This is a genomic window from Tessaracoccus sp. MC1865 (assembly GCF_017815535.1).
Taxonomy (GTDB): domain Bacteria; phylum Actinomycetota; class Actinomycetes; order Propionibacteriales; family Propionibacteriaceae; genus Arachnia.
Genome location: NZ_CP072596.1, coordinates 934,391 through 951,109 on the forward strand (window position 1 = coordinate 934,391; position 16,719 = coordinate 951,109).

The following is a 16,719-nucleotide window of genomic DNA, read 5'->3' on the forward strand; positions in this document are numbered from 1 at the left end:
TCCTCACCATGACTGCCCACGAGAAGGTGCTGGTCGTCGACTTCGGCGCCCAGTACGCCCAACTGATCGCGCGCCGTGTGCGCGAGGCCAATGTGTACTCGGAGATCGTCAGCCACAGGCTGAGCGTCGAGGAGATGATGGCCCAGAAGCCCGCCGCGATCATCCTCTCCGGTGGACCGTCCTCGGTGTACGCCGACGACGCGCCCTCTGTCGATCCCGCCATCTTCAGCGCGGGGGTCCCGGTCCTGGGCATCTGCTACGGCTTCCAGGCGATGGCGCAGGCCCTCGGCGGCACGGTCGCGAAGACCGGCCAGCGCGAGTACGGCCGCACGTCCCTGTCGATCGCCGAGGGTGGCTGCCTGCTCGGCTCGCTGCCCAACACCCTCAACGTCTGGATGTCGCACGGCGACTCCGTGAGCAAAGCCCCCAAGGGCTTCAAGGTCCTCGCCCGTACCGCCGGCGCCCCGGTGGCGGCGTTCGAGGACAGGGAGCGCGGGCTCGCTGGCGTGCAGTGGCACCCCGAGGTCAACCACACCCAGTGGGGCCAGCAGGTCATTGAACACTTCCTGTTCAACATCGCCAAGCTGACTGCCGACTGGACCCCGGAGAACATGGTGATGGAGTCCATCAACGCGGTCCGCAGCCAGGTGGGCGACAAGCATGTCCTCTGCGCGCTGTCCGGCGGCGTCGACTCCGCCGTCGCCGCCGCGCTCGTGCAGCAGGCCATCGGCTCGCAGCTCACGTGCGTGTTCGTCGACCACGGCCTCCTTCGTGAGGGTGAGGTCGAGCAGGTCCGCACGGACTTCGTGGCGGCCACCGGCGTGGACCTCGTCTTCGCCGACGAGCGTGAGCGCTTCCTCACCGCGCTGGCAGGCGTCAGCGATCCGGAGGAGAAGCGCAAGATCATCGGCCGCGAGTTCATCCGCACCTTCGAGGAGAAGGCGCGCGAGATCGCGGGCGACCGGGGCATCGACTTCCTCGTCCAGGGCACGCTGTACCCGGATGTCGTCGAGTCCGGCGGCGGCGAGGGCGCGGCCAACATCAAGAGCCACCACAACGTTGGCGGCCTGCCGGACGACCTGCAGTTCACGCTGATCGAGCCGCTTCGCCAGATGTTCAAGGACGAGGTGCGCGCCGTGGGCGAGCAGCTCGGCCTTCCTGAGGCCATGGTGTGGCGCCATCCGTTCCCCGGCCCCGGCCTGGCCATCCGCATCGTCGGCGAGATCACCGAGGACCGCCTCGCGATCCTCCGCCAGGCTGACGCCATCGCGCGCGAGGAACTGGCGAACGCCAAGCTGGAGCGCGAGATCTGGCAGTTCCCCGTCGTGCTGCTGGCGGATGTCCGCTCCGTGGGCGTGCAGGGTGACGGCCGCACCTACGGCCACCCCATCGTGCTGCGCCCAGTCGTGTCCGACGACGCGATGACGGCCGACTGGGCCCGTCTGCCCTACGAGCTGCTGGAGAAGATCTCCAGCCGCATCACCAACGAATGCCCTGAGGTCAACCGCGTGGCGCTCGACATCACGAGCAAGCCGCCGGGCACCATCGAGTGGGAGTGACGAAAACCCCCAAGCTGCGTTGCAGCTTGGGGGTTTTCCTGTGCGGTCAGATGTCGTAGTTGGGTCCCTTGGGGCCCTGGTTCTTCCGGTCGTCGTACCAGGTGCGTGCCTTGTCGAAGCCCTCCTCGGCGATGGTGCCGCCGTCTTCGCGGGGGACCACCGCCCACAGGATGAGGTACACGAGCAGGCCGCTGCCGGCGAAGATCGAGATGAGGATGAAGGCGACGCGCACCATGGTGACGTCGACGTTGATGGCCTTGGCGACGCCGGCGGCGACGCCACCGATCATGCCGTTACGGGAGCGGGTGAGTTTCATGATTGTTCCTTCCGGTTGGTGGTGCGGCCACGTGTTGCGAGGAGCCCGATCGTGCCTGCTGCGGCCAGGGTGACGGCGAGGATGGGCTGAATGAGGGGCGAGGCGATGTGCCCCGCGAGGAGGAGTACGACGGCGAAGCCGACGGCCACCAGGCCGATGGCCAGGGCGGCGATGTCGAGCGATGGGCGGTTCATGCGGACTCCTTGATGAGCACGTCGGACAGTTGGGCATGGACGTCGATGTGGAGACCACCGGTCGCCGTGCCCGCGTCTGCGGCGCTTCCCGGCGCCACGGTCACGTCGGCCAGCCACAAGGTGGTGGTCATCTCCTCGACGGGCCCGGGCAGGATCAGCTCGACGTCGGAGGCGATCACCTCAACCCGCAGTACCGTCTGGTCGTCGAGCTGCATGCCGCTCAGGTCCACGACGCCCTCCCTGCCGACGAGCCGCACCACGTCGGTGTCGTCGGTGGGGGCAGGGGCGGGGCCGACAGCGGTCTGGGTGGCGAGCCACCCCGTCGCGACGATCGAGGCGGCCAGAGCGGCCAGCACCACGCGGGGGATCCGGCGGTCGCGGGCGGCCAGCGCGCAGATCACGGTGACCACGCCGCCGGTGGCGGTGGTCGCGGCGAGCGTGGTGCTCAGGTCGTAGCCGAGCAGCCCCGCCGAGACGAACGACGCTGCCATCATCGCCACGATGACCGCGACGCCCATCCACCAACCGTTCTTGGCCTGCGGCACCAGCATGCGCGGCGCCGGCGGCTCCTCCGGGGCGTAGAGGTCGACGGTGGGCAACTGCCTCGACGGCACCGCCGCGCGATGCGAGCCCACCGCCTCGTTGATGCCGCGGCGCCAGTGCTCCACCAGGGTCTGGTCGTCGAGCGGGGCGACGGCGGGCGTGCCGGAGGGCAGCGGGTGGTGGGCCGGCGGGAAAGCTCCGGAATTCCGCGCACGACGGCGAACCAGCACCAGCGCGATGAGCACCAGGACGCCGGCGCCCCAGGGGAGGGGGAGGGCGGCGTCGAGGGTGGCCACCACGATGATGGTGGAGATCACTACGGCGGCCTTCTGCATCAAGGGGGACCAGTCCCGGAAGCCGGGCAGCACCTGGTCGATGGGGCGGGTGCCCTGCGGGCCGCGGGTCAGGACGGTGCCCCAGCCGTAGAGTGCCAGGCCGAGGCCGGCGCAGAAGGCGAGCACGATGAACACGACGCGCACAAGGACCACGTCGACGCCCAGCCGCTCGGCGATGGCGCGGCTGAGGCCGGTGGAGACGCCGGCGGCCTCCGGGCGCTGCAGGGCGCCGAGGCTCGGGTCGAACCAGCCGAGGTCGAGTTCTGTGGTCATGGCTCCAGTCTGCTCTCGCCTGGGCCGAAAGAGCATCGGGTGAGCCCCTGAAGCGCCCCTGGAAACGGCTCTCCGGTCTGGCCTGAGGAGGATGCCCGTGACAATCTGGGGTCATGACTCAGCTACCGGTGGTGCCCAACGCGCCCACGCGCGCGCCGCTGCAACGCCGCGTCGAGTCCGGGGTGATCGCCGGTGTCGCCGCCGGTCTCGCCGCCCACCTGGGCGTCAACGTGCGCATGGTGCGGTTGGCCTTCGTGATCGCCGCCCTGCTCTCCGGCCTGGGTCTGCTCGCCTACGGCGCCATGTGGGTGCTGCTGCCCAGCGGCAGGCTGGAGGAGGCCGCGGGCCTCGAGGCCGCCACCCGACGCGGCATGCGCCCCACGCTGCTGCCCGCCTCGCGCCCGGACCACGGTGTGCTGGTGGCCGGGGGCCTGGTGGTCGTCGGCCTGCTGTGGCTTTTCGTCTCGGGCGGTGTGGTCCCGACGGCGCTGTTCTGGCCGATGGTGATCGGTGGTGTGGGCATCATCGTGATCTGGCTGCAGGTCGACGAGCGCGTGGTCACCACCCGCAGCACCGACACGCGGTTGTGGGCCCGCGTCACCCGCGGCGGCGGCACGATGAGCATCGTGCGCCTGGTCGGCGGGCTGGTGCTCGTGGGCGCCGGAATCTCGTGGACGCTCGCCACGCAGATCGGCCTGGCCCAACTCCCAGGGGTGCTCGGCGCCTCCGCGCTGCTCCTGGCCGGCCTGTTCATTGTGGCGGCCCCGTGGCTGTACCAGCACCGCAACCGGGTGCGCCGTGCCGACGCGGAGCGCCACCGCGCCGAGGCGCGCGCCGACATGGCTGCGCACCTGCATGATTCCGTCCTCCAGACGCTTGCCCTCATCCAGCGCCAGGCGGACGATTCCGCCACCGTCGCCCAACTGGCCCGCCGTCAGGAGCGTGAACTGCGCACCTGGCTCTACGGCGAGACGGCCCGGGCCGCGTCGCTGCGTTCCGCCCTGCAGGAGATGGCCACCGACGTGGAGGGCCGGTTCCCCGTCGACGTCGAACTGGTCTGTGTGGGTGACGCCACCGTCGACGACAAGGTGGAGGCCCTCATCCTCGCCACCGGTGAAGCCGTCACGAATGCGGCCAAGCATTCGGGCGCGTCACGCGTCGACGTGTACGCCGAAGTGGACGATGGACAGATCGAGGTGTTCATTCGGGACCGTGGCAAGGGGTTCGATACCGAGCAATTGCCCGACGGACGCATGGGCGTGAGAGAATCGATCCGGGCTCGCATGGAACGTTACGGGGGTAGCGCGACGATCCGCTCGGAGCTCGGGGACGGCACTGAAGTGAAATTGGAGATGAGCGGATGAGTGAGGATCAGGCCCATGATGTGGCCGGGTTGCGGGTTGTCATAGTTGATGACCACGCGATGTTCCGGGCGGGCGTCAACCACGAGATCGGCCAGCACGTCACCATCGTGGGTGAGGGTGAGGATGTCGAGACCGCGGTGAAGGCAATCCTCGAGACCGAGCCCGACGTCGTGCTGCTCGACGTGCACCTCCCCGGTGGCGGTGGCGCCGAAGTGATCAAGCAGGTGCTGCCCACCAAGCCAGACGTGAAGTTCCTGGCGCTCTCGGTTTCCGACGCGGCGCAGGACGTGATCGGCGTCATCCGCGCCGGCGCCCGCGGCTACGTGACCAAGTCGATCAGCTCGGAGGAACTGATCGAGGGGATGGCGCGCGTGGCCGCCGGTGACGCGGTGTTCTCCCCGCGGCTGGCGGGCTTCGTGCTGGACGCCTTCAGCGGCGCCATCGACATCGCGCAGGTGGACGAGGAGCTGGACAAGCTGAGCGCCCGCGAGCGTGAGGTGATGAAGCTCATCGCCCGCGGCTACTCCTATAAGGAGGTCGCGAAGGAGCTGTTCATCTCGATCAAGACGGTGGAGACCCACGTGTCGTCGGTGCTGCGGAAGCTGCAGCTGTCGAACCGGCACCAGCTCACCAAGTGGGCCACCGACCGCCACCTGGTCTAGCCGCTCCCGCTGTTCAGCTGATCTTCGCCAACACCCGGCTTCGGGTGCCGGTGTAGACGAGTTCGTACTCGCCCACGCGAACGCTTTCGCCGTCGGCCAGCTTGGCCTTGACCGCCTTCTCGCCGTCAACGGAGGCCTTCACGATCACCTGTTCGCGCTTGCCGGCCGCCGACACGGCACCGGAGGGTCCTGTTCCCGGCTGCGGGGGAGTCAACGACACAGACCTTCCGGTGAGCAGCAGTTCCTGCACCAGTTGCCCGTCGCGCAGCACGGTGAGGGCTCCCTCGAGCTTGGGGCGGCTGAGGTAGAAGAGCGCCGTCAGGGCCAGGAGGACGAGCGCCGCGCCGCCGATGATCAGCGGGAGCGGGTCGAGTTCAGCCTGCTCAGTCTCGGCCGGAGGGGGTGCCAGTGGCGTGGGGGAGGGACTCGGCTGTGGCGTCTCTCCGGCGACTGCGTCTTCTGACGCGGCGGGCACCGGCTCGTCGACCAGCTGGAGCGGGGCGGCCGTCAGAGTCAGTTCCACGGGGGTCCGCAGCTCCGTGCGCACCACCTCGCTCCAGGAGCTGTCCGCCACGGCGGTGACGAGGAGGTCAGATTGGCTGCCGTCCCACTCGCCGACGGTCAAGGTCAACGGAAGGTCGACGGTTTGGCCGGGGGCCAGAACCACTTCGTCCGGCAGCCCTTCGACGGTGACCGGAACTGAGCCGGCAACTTCCGCAGCGAGGCCCGTGAGGTGGGTGGGAAGAAGGCTGTAGGTGGACGAGACCTGCAGCGTTGTGGCGTGCTTGCCGGAGCCCAGGGCCTTGGTGTCAGTGAATTTCGCCGTGAGGGCGCCAGTCTCCAGGTCGGGATCCAGCTTCTGCTTGGCCTGGAAGGTGAGCAGCTGCATGCGCAGGTCGCTCAGCACGTCGGCGAATTGTGCGACGGGGATCTCCTGCGTATCGGGGAACACCCCGGTCATCAGGCCGGCGTCGGTTTCTTCCCCCACTGACAGGGCGTAGGTGGCGATGTCCCTGCCGCTCAGCGCAGCGGCCCGCGCTCTGAGGTCTGCCCAACCCGCTGAGGTGGGCTCGGCGAACGGCGAGTCCAGCTTGGTGTCGAGGTCGCCGTCGGTGATCAGCACCAGAGCGCCCGCAGGCTTGGCGTCGGGGCGTTCAAGCTCCTCAAGGCCAAGTTCGAGGCCGGCGCCTATGTCGGTCTGGTCACCGGAGGGCTGCGCGGGGAGCTCGTTCAGTACTGCCTGGGGGTCGTCGCCGCGGGGTCCGCGGTAGGCGACTCGTGCGCCGTCGTCGAAGGTGATGAGCGCCACGTGGTCGGTGGGCTGCAACTGCGTGAGCGTCACGCCGAGCGCTTCCGCGACCCTGGCGTAGCGTTCCTCCGCCCGCATCGACAGCGACGTATCGACGACGATCACGTAGTCGGATTCCTGTGGACGGACCTGGAGGGCCTCGAGGACGTCGTCGATGGTTGCGGCCGGCGGCGCGGCGAACGCTGCACCCACTTGTGCCGGACAAAGCAACAAACTGACGAGCACGGCTGACAGGCGTCGCATGGTGCCCTCCCCCCAGATGGTCACGTGCTGCCCACCCTAGCGTCACGTGCCGTTGGGCGGGTAGTGGGATCAGCATGCACCCCTCTATCATGCCCAAGGTTCAGTTTGGATGTTTGGACTCGCACTTTCCTGCAAATCATGTATTGTCCTGCTTGCGACCCGTTGGGGGACGTGTCGCGGAAGCCCGATGAATCCAACTCCCGGGCTGCCAAGCCTTCCCCCGTTGAAAGGAAGACTCATGTTCGATTACATGCAGGCCGTCCTCCGGGGCGTCATTGCACCCCGGATGAAGTCCGAGAAGGGTGCCACTGCCGTTGAGTACGGCATCATGGTCGCCGCCATTGCTGTGGTCATCATCGCCATCGTGTTCACGCTCGGCGGACAGTTGAACGATCTGTTCAAGACGGTCTCTGAGAAGCTTCCCACCCCGAAGCCGACCCCGTAGCTTATCGCTAGGCCTGAGTGGGGCTCCGGGGCCTTCGTACCTGAGCCCCGCTCGGTTTTAGATCAGGAGTGCTTGGGGAGTCATGCGAGACAACCGGAATGAACGCGGCGCGGCGGCGGTAGAGTTCGCGCTCGTGTCGATGTTGCTCATCACTCTCTTGATGGGGATAATCGAGTTCGGTTACGCGTTTTTCCTCCAGGGCAATATCGCAGGTGCGGCCCGCGAGGCTGCTCGTGCACACGCCATCACAGGGGACCCCGCAGCGGCACTCGCTGCAGCGACCGGCATTCCCCCAGGCGCCAACATCGACGTTGGCGTCTGCTCGCCTGGAGCTCCCGTGACGGTCACGATCACGTACCAGTACGACGGACTGACCGGCTTCTTTCCCGGTTACACCATGGAGGGGCAGGGGGTAATGCGATGCGGCGGATGAAGGCTGACGATCGGGGCGCGACTGCGGTCGTAGTTGCCCTTGTGCTGGTGGTGCTGATGGGTTTCGGTGCTCTCGCTGTTGACGTTGGAGCCCTATGGTGGGATCGGAAACAGCTCCAGAACGGCGCCGACTCCGCAGCACTGGCGTTGGCGCAGAGCTGCGCCACGGCGGCTGGCTGCGAACCCGACTCGACCGCAACCTGGTATGCGGAGCACAACAAGAGTGACGCCAACGTGACAGCGGATGTCGTCCATGCCACGTCCTCCGTGACGGTGAGGGTAGAGACTGTACGTGACCATTTCCTGGCGCCTGTGCTGGACTCCAGCGGAGCGTTCGACTCCAGTGCAGTGAGCGCCGCCGCCACCGCCTCGTGGGGGCCGCCGAGCAAGGCTGTCACGCTGCCGCTCACTACCTCGATGTGTTGGTTCCAGTACCAGACGGGAAGCAGCGCGGTCTCCCCGCCTTCAACCACGGCCGAGTTTGTCATTCCGCTCAAGAGTAAGAGCGGCTCGATCGCGGACGGCGGATTGGTCTGCGGGACGCATTCGGCTCACAACGAAACCGCGGGGGGATTTGGTTGGCTTGCGCCTGATTCGGGTTGCGAGACCACCATCGACTTGAAGGACCCATGGGTCGCCACGGACCCGGGAGGTTCCATCCCCAACGGTTGCGTCATCGAGACAGTACTCAACGTGGGCGATACGGTTCTGATGCCTTTGTTCGATGCGTGGAAGGGCACCGGCAGGAACGCTCAGTACCACGTCTATGTTTTCGCAGCTCTCGAGGTCACCGGTTACTGCTTTGGGCCCGGCAACTCGTCAAGCCCCGGCTGGCCCGACTGTCAGAGCCTGACTCTGGATCCCAAGGACAAGGGTCAGAACCTTCGAGGTCGTTTCGTGGAAATGGTGGAGTTGAAGGACGTGCTGGAGTATGGCTCGCCGAGTAGTCCTCCCCCCAACGCGGGGGCGGTCGGAGTACGGCTCACCGAGTGACTGATGATTCCATTTCCATGGCCAGCGGCACCCAAACGACAAGGATGCTCCTCACATGAATAAACGCGGCTTCCTGGGCGCTCTAGCCGCCTTGCTGGCGCTGGTAGGTGGTGCCCTGCTCTTTGTCTACGTCAGTGGCGCCGATCAACGGGCACTCGCATCATTGGATCCGAGACCGGTGTTGGTGGTGAGCGACGAGATCCCCGCTGGTATGAGATCCGCCGATTTATCCGAGTACGTCGAGCTTCGGCAGATTCCTTTGCACGCCATCGTCCCCGGCGCAATCCAGCAGCTTGACGAATTGCCCGCCGAGCAGGTCACGGTGACGTCCCTCAAGGTGGGCGAACAGGTGCTCCTCAGCCGTTTCGTAACACCGGACGACAATCAGGTGGCAGCTGCCGTGCCGGTCCCCGAAGGACTGCAACTGATCACGATCCAACTTCCGCCTGAGCGAGTCGTGGGCTCGCAGATCATCGCGGGGGACAAGGTGGGTATATATGTCACTATGACGGCTGCGTCTGATGGCGCCGAGCCATCCACGGCCTCACCCGACCCCGAAGGTGATCCCGGGGTCGAGAAGAATCAAACCGATCTGTTGGCGGCTGACATCCTCGTGGCTCGGATCCAGGGCACCGTAGCACCGCCGGCAGGTGACGGAACCGCAGCGGGAGACCAACTGCCCGCCTCGGAACTCATGGTCACCGTTGCCGTGGACTCTCAGATGGCCGCGAAAATCGTCTACAGCAAAGAGAATGGTTCGCTCTGGCTATCGAGGCAGACTCCGTCGACAGATATGACTGGCGTTGAGCCTGTCACCTCAGGGACGGTGTTCAAGTGATACAGCTACTGCTAAGCACATCTGACGATTCGCTCGAGGATCGTCTCCACCAGGCCATCGGTGATGGTTTCACCCGGGTCCCTCGGCCGCAATTGGCGGACGACGATGACCCCGTGTCGTCGCTGTTCGGCAGGGCTGCCATTCCAGACGTCGTGGTGCTCGATGCCACCGGAGTGGAAGACGCAGCGATGCGGATCGCTTCGGATCTTGCGCAGCGAGCAGACGTGCTGTTGGTGCATGCCGATCCGGGCCTCATCGGGGTAGCCGCCGTCCGGGCAGGGGTGCGAGACATCATCCCGGCCGATGCAGAACCGCACGAATTGCGCGCCGCGCTCGACCGCGCAGCCGATCGTGTGTTCGCATCGCGCGCAGCCCAGGACATGCCCGGGATGCTGCCGCCCCCTGTCAGCGGTCGCACCGGGGTCGTGGTGACAGTCACTTCCCCCAAGGGCGGCGTCGGCAAGACAACCGTGGCCACCAACCTGGCGGTTGGCCTGGCTCAACGCTTTCCGCAGCAGGTAGTTCTCATCGACGCCGACGTGCACTTCGGGGACGTCGCCAGTGCGCTCAACCTGCAGGCACAGCACTCGCTGCCGGACATCGCGCGCGGTCCCGCCGCCAGAGACAGCATCGCAGTGAAGAGCTACGTGACACAGCACGTGACCGGACTCTTCGTGGTCCCAGGCTCGGATTCTCCCGCTGATGCGGATACCGTCACTGGCGACGATCTGGCCCAACTGGTCTCGCTGCTGCGTGGTCAATTCGCCTACGTGGTCATCGACACCGCGCCGGGACTCACCGACCACACGCTCGCGGCACTGGACCACACAGACCATCTGGTGCTGGTGACAAGCCTCGATGTACCCGGGGTGCGGGGCCTGCGTAAGGAGATCGACACGCTCAATGACCTCAAGATGATCACGGGGAAACGCACCATCGTCGTGAATTTCAACGAGCGCTCACGCGGTATGACGATCGCAGATGTTGAGGCCACCATCCGCGCCGGCGTCGATGTAGCGCTGCCACAGTCCAATGGAGTGCCGCTGTCAACGAATCAGGGCATTCCACTCCTGCAAAGCGGCGGCCGAGACCCGGTGAGCAAGGGGCTCCTGTCGCTGGTGGATGCCGTTGCGCCACAGACTCCGACGAGCGCTAGAGGGCGGCTGTTCCGGAGGAATCCATGAGCCTGAGGGAACGTCTGGAGGGGGCCAGGGAGAGGTCAGCGGAAGCGCCAGCCGCTGCCGTGTGGTCACCGCCTGATCTCACGGAGCAGAGCCCATGGGGGCGCTCGGAGCCGCAGCCGCTGGGAGCTCGGTCGGCGGACTCTCCCGAGCCTGCTCCGGAGGCCGAGTTGCACGCTGTGCCCGCCCCCGCGGCACGAGTCACGGCGCGGCTGTCGGAACGGGCACCCGTCGCGACAACGGCTCCGCCTGCCAGGAGTGACGCGCTCAGCGCGTTGAAGGCTTCGGCCGTGGACACCCTGTTCGCTCGACTTGGCACTCGAGTGAACGACCCCGATATGGACGAGTCCAGCCTGCGGAGCATGGTGATGGACGAGCTGAACTCAGTTGTGGAAGCGGCGAAGGTGCCTCTCACCACTGCGGAGCGCCAGCGATTGATGCGTGAAGTAGAGGCCGACGTTCTAGGCTTGGGCCCCCTGGAGCCGCTTCTGAATGACTCCACGGTCACCGAGATCATGGTCAACGGTCCGGAGTCCGTATATGTCGAACGCAAGGGCCAATTGACACGCACCGAGGTCTTCTTCGACGGCGAACCACATCTGCGGCGAATCATCGAACGCATCGTCACCAGGGTGGGTCGGCGCATCGACGAGTCATCCCCGTTGGTGGATGCTCGTCTCGAGGATGGCTCGCGAGTCAATGCCATCATTCCCCCGCTCGCGGTGAGCGGCTCCACCTTGACGGTCCGTAAGTTCTCCAGGGACGCACTTTCTGTCCTGGATCTGGAACGCTTCGGCACCATGACACCCGAGATGGCGGAATTGCTCAAGGCCTGTGTGGAGGCGCGGCTCAACATTCTGGTTTCCGGCGGCACCGGCACAGGCAAGACCACGTTGCTCAACGTGCTGAGCTCCTTCATTCCCTCAAACGAACGGATCATCTCCATCGAGGATTCGGTGGAGCTCCAACTCCAGCAGGACCACGTGATCCAGCTGGAGTCCAGGCCGGCCAACATCGAAGGAAGGGGCGAGATCACGATCCGGGACCTGGTGCGCAACTCGCTGCGCATGCGACCCGACCGCATCGTGGTGGGTGAGGTCCGTGGCGCGGAGGCGCTGGACATGCTGCAGGCCATGAACACGGGCCATGACGGCTCTCTGTCAACGGTGCACGCCAACTCACCGCGCGACTGCCTGGCCAGGCTGGAGACCCTGGTCATGATGTCAGGCTTCGAGCTCCCGCTGCGCGCCATCAGAGAGCAGGTCTCCTCGGCCGTCAACCTGATCGTGCAACTCACCCGGCTGAGGGACGGCACTCGACGGATCACTGCCGTCACGGAAGTGAGTGGCATGGAGGGCCAGATCATCACCTTGCAGGATGTGTTCCTCTTCGACTATTCCGCCGGCGTCGATCCCAATGGTCGGTTCAGGGGCCGGACGATTCCGACCGGTGTGCGGCCCATGTTCACGGATCGCTTCCAGGATCTCGGCATCGTCATCTCTCCCGCCGTGTTCGGCGGACCAGGGTGGGGCGGCTTGCGATGAGCCCCCAAAGCCTCGCGTACATCGGTGGCGGTTTAATGGCAACGGCCTTATTGACCTGGCTGGTGCTGTATCTCACTGTTGGCCGCACGGTGCCGATGTCGCGGCGGCGCCCTGCGGACGCGGTGCCCGTTGGTCTGTTGCCGCAGGCCGCCACCGCCGCGTCGGCTGTCGCGGGGTACGCTCTCGGCGGGCGGGCAGGCGTCGTTGAGGAGTCGCTCTCCGCGGCTGGAATCCGGATGCGTCCGCAGGACTTTCTGGTGTTGGTCGCTTCTGGGACGGTTGTTGGTTTTGCTTTAGGGCTGCTCAGCGGAGGAGCGTTCCTTCCCATTCTGGCGCTGATCCTGGTCCCACTCGCGGCGGTGCTGATCGTCCGGTTGAAAGCCGCCAAACGGCGCCAACTCTTCGGGGACCAATTGGAAGAGACGCTCAGCACTCTGTCCGGGAGCCTCCGAGCCGGATTCAGCCTCCCCCAAGCTTGCGCTACGGTAGCCACCGAACTTGAGGAACCGACCTCGTCCGAGTTCTCCCGGGTGGTGAATGAGACCCGCCTCGGCCGGTCCTTTGTGGAGTCATTGGCGGAGGTTGCGCGACGCAATGAGAATGAAGACTTCGACTGGGTGGTCCAGGCCATCGCCATCAACCGCGAGGTGGGTGGCAACCTGGCCGACGTGTTGAACGGCGTGGGCGCGACCATCCGTGAGCGGATTCAACTGAAGCGTCAGGTGGGGGCCCTTGCCGCCGAGGGTAAGCTCTCCGCCATCATCCTGTCCGCTCTGCCGCCCGGTGTCTTTCTGATGTTGTCGCTCGTCAACCCGGGCTACGTGAGCCGTTTTGGCGAATCCATCCTCGGGATCGCCGCACTGATAGCCGCGGGCATTTCGCTCGCCATTGGCATCTTCTGGCTGAGCCGCGTCGTCAAGATCAAGTTCTGAGGGGGTGAGTCAATGCCGCAGGTGGTCTACGTCAGCTTGGCGCTCCTGGTGGTTGGGGTCGCCTACCTGTTGAATATGCTCCTCGCCGGAGAAGGGCGTGTGCAGCGAGACGTTCGGGCAAACCTGCAACGCGGCCTGTCTGCGACCACCGCCAGAGGAACGCGAGTGGTCGCCGCCCCCACTCTGGGCCTCAAGCTCGTGGGTACCCGGTCCGCAGGAACTCTCGACAAGCTCTTGATGAAGGCGGGCCGGCCAGCAGCGTGGCCGCTGGAGCGCGTCATCAGCGTCAAGATGATCTCAACGCTCATCACTGTTGCACTTGCGTTCCTCGTCGTCAGGAGCAATCCATCGTTGGTAACCGTTGCTCTGGGATTGTTCGTGGTCGTCTTCGTGTTTTTTCTCCCAGAACTGCTCTTGTGGAACACAGGTATCAAGCGCAGGGAAGCTGTCCAGCTGGAGTTGCCCGACGTACTGGATCAGATGAGCATCGCCGTTGAGGCGGGGCTGGGCTTCGACGCCGCCCTCGTCCGTGTGGCCCGAAATGGGCGCGGGGTGCTGGCCCCCGAGCTGATCCGCACACTGCAGGACATTCAACTGGGCCAGCAGCGGCGGCTTGCGTACCTGGCGTTGGCCGACCGACTGGCAGTCCCAGAGTTGCGGCGGTTCATCCGGTCCATCATCCAAGCTGAGGAACACGGCATCGCACTGAGTGAGGTGCTCCACAGCCAGGCGAAGGAACAGCGGATCGCACGCCGTCAGCGCGCCGAACACAAGGCCATGGAGATCCCCGTGAAGGTGGTTTTTCCGCTCATCCTGTTCCTCATGCCGGCCCTCATGATCGTTATCATGACGCCCGCTGCGCTCAGCATCATCGAGGCCTTCTCTCGATGACCTGGATCTGGACGGCGCTCGTGGCCGCTGCCGCGGCCGGGCTGGCGTCGAGGTTCCTCCCCAGAGTGGCGCTGGAGCCGACCACGAAGCTCATCGGGACGGTACCTCGTGCAGCGATTCTGGGGGCTGGGGTAGGCCTCATCACCTCGGACCTTCTGGAGGCCGCAACCCTGGCCGTCATCGCCGGGTTGGCGGGCGTCCTGTTCGTCGTCGACCTCAAGGAACACCGGCTCCCCGACACCGTGATCCTCACCGCGCTCATCGTCTGGGCGATAGGCCTCGTCGCCATGGCCGCCACGACGGGGGACTGGGGTGCGCTGCTCCGCGCGTTTCTGGCAATGCTCGCGATGTTCGCCGGCTTCTTCGTCGCGGCATTGCTGGCGAAGGGGATGCTCGGGTTCGGCGATGTGAAGCTGTCGGCGCTACTGGGCGCCGTGCTCGGCTGGTACAGCTGGATGGCGGTGGGCCGCGGCCTGTTCTTCGGGATCGTCCTGCACGGTCTCTTCGCCGTGGTCGTGCTCATCGTCACGCGCGACAGGAAGGCCGACGTGCCGATGGGTCCGGCGCTGATCGCAGGGGCCGCGGCGGCCATCGCGATCAGCGCCTGAGGCTCACCAGAAGACGGCGATGCCGGCGTTGAGCAGCGTGAGGGCGAAGATGCCCCAGAACTGCCCGGGTGCCACCTGATCCTTCTTGCGGTTGATCAGCACCAGCACGAAGATCGCGATCAGCACGAGGAGCTTGATGCCGATCTTGATGTTGTTGACGTGCCCGTCACCCATCTCCAGAATGCCCACCAGAGCGAGGCCGGAGATCAGCATCGTGAGAGCACCGTGGAACATGGCCGGATTGACGATTCGGTGGGGCCCCTTCAGCTGAACAAAAGCGCCTCCGAAGAGCGCCGCGAAGCCGATGAGGTGGAGCAGAAAGAAGATTCCATGCACGATTTCCATGGCTCCAGACTCTACCCTTAAGGGGGGAACCCAGCCCAATTCCACGCACCTCAGGGACAGTTCAGGGTTCGAAAGCATTTACAGTGACCCCGCCTACTGCCATGCTTGAGGCATGTTATGGACAATCATCGTTTGGATTATCGTCGGCCTCATCGGAGGCGCTATCGCCAAGGCCATCATGCCTGGGCGTCAGGGTGGGGGCTGGCTGGCCACCATCATCCTGGGCATCATCGGTGCATTCGTTGGTGGTCTCATCGGTTCGCTCATCTTCGAAGGTGAGCTCAATCTGACCGGCCCCAACTTCTCCATCGGCGGTGTCATCACCTCCATCATTGGTGCCCTCATCGTGCTCGCCATCTACGGTTGGGCTCAGCGCCGCAAGGCCTGATCCCTCCCTCTGACCCCGAAGGGGCGCCCGGCTGCTGCCGGGCGCCCCTTCTTCTGTCTGCCGCAACCGGCACCGGTCGCAGGGTGATCAGAAGAACGGGCGCCAGGGCGACAGGAACAATTCCGTCACCTTGGCCACCACGGAGCGGCTCGCCCAGCGCTGTTCGTTCAGCTCGATGCTGTTGGACTGGTCCGTGCGGAACACGTCCTCCATGTGCTTGGCGACGCTCTCGTCGGTCACCTCGAGGTTCACCTCGTAGTTGCCCCACAGGCTCAGCCTGTCCAGGTTGGCCGTGCCGATCGTCGACCACACGCCGTCCATGGTGGCGGTCTTCGCGTGCACCATCGCCCCCTGGTACAGGTACAGCTTCACGCCGGAGCGCAGCAGGTTCGTGTAGTAGCCGCGCGACAGCCAGTCGGCCACCACGTGGTTGGAGCGGCCCGGCACGATGATCCGCACGTCGACACCCCGGTTGACGGCGGCACGGAGGCCGGCGATCAGGTCGTCGTCGGGGATGAGGTAGGCGTGGGTGAGCCAGATGTGTGAGGTGGCCCTGTCGATGGCCTCCAGGTACATGTTGCGGATGGGGTACACCTGAAGGCGCGGCATGTTGCGGTGCACGCGCACGGTGGGGAGCCAGTCGCGCTCCGGGTTGTCCTCGATCCGGTCGTGCTCCTTACGGACGTGGAGGTTCCAGAAGTCGATGAACGCGTTGTCCAGCTCGGCGACCCCGGGGCCCACAACGCGGGCGTGGGTGTCGCGCCAGCCGGTGGCGTACAGCGAGCCGATGTTGTAGCCGCCGATGAAGCCGACCCGGCCGTCGACGGTGAGGAGCTTGCGGTGGTCGCGACCCCAGTGGCGCGGCGACCACGGGATGGGAATCGCGGGGTGCGGCATCGTCGCGATGTTCTTCGGGATCGACGTGAAGAACGCCCGCGGCACCACCAGGTTGGCGAACTCGTCCCAGATGGCGTGCACCTTCACGCCCCGGTCGGCGGCGCGGCCCAGCGCGTCGCGGAACCGGTGGCCCGTGGCGTCGCCCTTCCAGATGTAGGTCTCGAAGTAGATGGTGTGCTCGGCCGCGTCGATGGCCTCGATCATCGCGTCGTACAGGTACTCGCCGTAGGTGTAGACGGTGATCTCGTCATCGGCCACGGGCAGCGGTTCCGGACGGGTCACCGGGAACTTGCGCAGCTTGCGCTTCTTCTTCCGGAAGGACTCGACGACGGTCAAGGCGATCATGGAGAGGATCTGACCGATCAGAACCGCGGCCGTGAGGCGGTTGAAGAACCGTCGTGCGCGGCTCCAGGTGGTCTGCATGGGC

19 protein-coding genes are annotated in these 16,719 nt (G+C 65.8%); 13 read left to right on the forward strand and 6 right to left on the reverse strand.

Annotated features, from left to right (window positions below):
• Positions 1 to 8: 8 nt before the first annotated feature.
• Positions 9 to 1,559, forward strand: coding sequence for a glutamine-hydrolyzing GMP synthase (gene guaA / locus J7D54_RS04200; RefSeq protein ID WP_182764564.1), 1,551 nt, complete (start codon positions 9 to 11; stop codon positions 1,557 to 1,559).
• 46 nt (positions 1,560 to 1,605) lie between these two features.
• Here guaA and J7D54_RS04205 read toward each other — a convergent pair whose 3' ends face one another.
• From J7D54_RS04205 to J7D54_RS04215, 3 genes are read right to left on the reverse strand one after another with little or no spacing between them, the layout of a single operon-like run.
• Positions 1,606 to 1,875 (reverse strand): PspC domain-containing protein, encoded by a 270-nt coding sequence (locus tag J7D54_RS04205; RefSeq protein WP_182764563.1) that lies wholly within the window; start codon positions 1,873 to 1,875, stop codon positions 1,606 to 1,608.
• Positions 1,872 to 2,069 (reverse strand): hypothetical protein, encoded by a 198-nt coding sequence (locus J7D54_RS04210; RefSeq protein WP_182764562.1) that lies wholly within the window; start codon positions 2,067 to 2,069, stop codon positions 1,872 to 1,874. Before J7D54_RS04210 ends, J7D54_RS04205 begins: the two co-directional genes overlap by 4 nt.
• Positions 2,066 to 3,220 carry a PspC domain-containing protein gene (locus tag J7D54_RS04215; protein ID WP_182764561.1) on the reverse strand — a complete coding sequence of 385 codons (1,155 nt, stop codon included), beginning with the start codon at positions 3,218 to 3,220 and terminating at the stop codon, positions 2,066 to 2,068. The genes J7D54_RS04210 and J7D54_RS04215 overlap by 4 nt, the downstream gene beginning before the upstream one ends.
• 113 nt (positions 3,221 to 3,333) lie before the next feature.
• Here J7D54_RS04215 and J7D54_RS04220 point away from each other — a divergent pair, with 113 nt between their 5' ends.
• Entirely contained in the window at positions 3,334 to 4,584 is a 1,251-nt protein-coding gene (locus J7D54_RS04220) for an ATP-binding protein (RefSeq protein WP_182764560.1), read from the forward strand.
• The gene (locus J7D54_RS04225; RefSeq protein ID WP_076064146.1) at positions 4,581 to 5,246 is read left to right on the forward strand and encodes a response regulator transcription factor; all 666 of its coding nucleotides are present in this window, start codon (positions 4,581 to 4,583) and stop codon (positions 5,244 to 5,246) included. The genes J7D54_RS04220 and J7D54_RS04225 overlap by 4 nt, the downstream gene beginning before the upstream one ends.
• 13 nt (positions 5,247 to 5,259) lie before the next feature.
• Here the strand turns inward: J7D54_RS04225 and J7D54_RS04230 are convergent, their stop codons facing one another.
• Positions 5,260 to 6,747 carry a VWA domain-containing protein gene (locus tag J7D54_RS04230; RefSeq protein WP_182764559.1) on the reverse strand — a complete coding sequence of 496 codons (1,488 nt, stop codon included), beginning with the start codon at positions 6,745 to 6,747 and terminating at the stop codon, positions 5,260 to 5,262.
• A 289-nt stretch (positions 6,748 to 7,036) separates the two neighbouring features.
• Between J7D54_RS04230 and J7D54_RS04235 the strand changes: the two genes are divergently transcribed.
• From J7D54_RS04235 to J7D54_RS04275, 9 genes are all read left to right on the forward strand, one after another.
• Entirely contained in the window at positions 7,037 to 7,243 is a 207-nt protein-coding gene (locus tag J7D54_RS04235) for a Flp family type IVb pilin (protein ID WP_209455206.1), read from the forward strand.
• Positions 7,244 to 7,325: 82 nt separating this feature from the next.
• Positions 7,326 to 7,676: a TadE/TadG family type IV pilus assembly protein gene (locus tag J7D54_RS04240; protein ID WP_182764558.1), complete on the forward strand. Its 351-nt coding sequence runs from the start codon at positions 7,326 to 7,328 to the stop codon at positions 7,674 to 7,676.
• Positions 7,673 to 8,668, forward strand: a complete 996-nt coding sequence (locus J7D54_RS04245) for a Tad domain-containing protein (protein WP_182764557.1) — start codon at positions 7,673 to 7,675, stop codon at positions 8,666 to 8,668. The genes J7D54_RS04240 and J7D54_RS04245 overlap by 4 nt, the downstream gene beginning before the upstream one ends.
• A 55-nt stretch (positions 8,669 to 8,723) precedes the next feature.
• On the forward strand, positions 8,724 to 9,506 hold the full coding sequence (locus tag J7D54_RS04250; protein ID WP_182764556.1) for a Flp pilus assembly protein CpaB: 783 nt from the start codon (positions 8,724 to 8,726) through the stop codon (positions 9,504 to 9,506).
• A gap of 113 nt (positions 9,507 to 9,619) precedes the next feature.
• Positions 9,620 to 10,690 carry an AAA family ATPase gene (locus J7D54_RS04255; protein ID WP_182764555.1) on the forward strand — a complete coding sequence of 357 codons (1,071 nt, stop codon included), beginning with the start codon at positions 9,620 to 9,622 and terminating at the stop codon, positions 10,688 to 10,690.
• Positions 10,691 to 10,977: 287 nt separating this feature from the next.
• A complete protein-coding gene (locus J7D54_RS04260) occupies positions 10,978 to 12,231 on the forward strand; it encodes a CpaF family protein (RefSeq protein WP_245244126.1) in 1,254 nt (417 codons plus the stop codon).
• Complete coding sequence (locus J7D54_RS04265; protein ID WP_182764553.1) at positions 12,228 to 13,163, forward strand: type II secretion system F family protein; 936 nt, start codon at positions 12,228 to 12,230, stop codon at positions 13,161 to 13,163. Before J7D54_RS04260 ends, J7D54_RS04265 begins: the two co-directional genes overlap by 4 nt.
• 12 nt (positions 13,164 to 13,175) lie before the next feature.
• Positions 13,176 to 14,054, forward strand: coding sequence for a type II secretion system F family protein (locus J7D54_RS04270; RefSeq protein WP_182764552.1), 879 nt, complete (start codon positions 13,176 to 13,178; stop codon positions 14,052 to 14,054).
• Positions 14,051 to 14,662, forward strand: a complete 612-nt coding sequence (locus J7D54_RS04275) for an A24 family peptidase (protein WP_182764551.1) — start codon at positions 14,051 to 14,053, stop codon at positions 14,660 to 14,662. Before J7D54_RS04270 ends, J7D54_RS04275 begins: the two co-directional genes overlap by 4 nt.
• Positions 14,663 to 14,665: 3 nt before the next feature.
• Here J7D54_RS04275 and J7D54_RS04280 read toward each other — a convergent pair whose 3' ends face one another.
• Positions 14,666 to 15,007 carry a hypothetical protein gene (locus J7D54_RS04280; protein ID WP_182764550.1) on the reverse strand — a complete coding sequence of 114 codons (342 nt, stop codon included), beginning with the start codon at positions 15,005 to 15,007 and terminating at the stop codon, positions 14,666 to 14,668.
• A 112-nt stretch (positions 15,008 to 15,119) separates the two neighbouring features.
• On the opposite strand from J7D54_RS04280, the gene J7D54_RS04285 reads away from it, so the two are divergent.
• A complete protein-coding gene (locus tag J7D54_RS04285; protein WP_182764549.1) occupies positions 15,120 to 15,395 on the forward strand; it encodes a GlsB/YeaQ/YmgE family stress response membrane protein in 276 nt (91 codons plus the stop codon).
• Between the two features lie 87 nt (positions 15,396 to 15,482).
• On the opposite strand, the gene J7D54_RS04290 is transcribed toward J7D54_RS04285, so the two are convergent.
• Positions 15,483 to 16,715 (reverse strand): phosphatidylserine/phosphatidylglycerophosphate/cardiolipin synthase family protein, encoded by a 1,233-nt coding sequence (locus J7D54_RS04290; protein WP_182764548.1) that lies wholly within the window; start codon positions 16,713 to 16,715, stop codon positions 15,483 to 15,485.
• Positions 16,716 to 16,719: the final 4 nt, after the last annotated feature.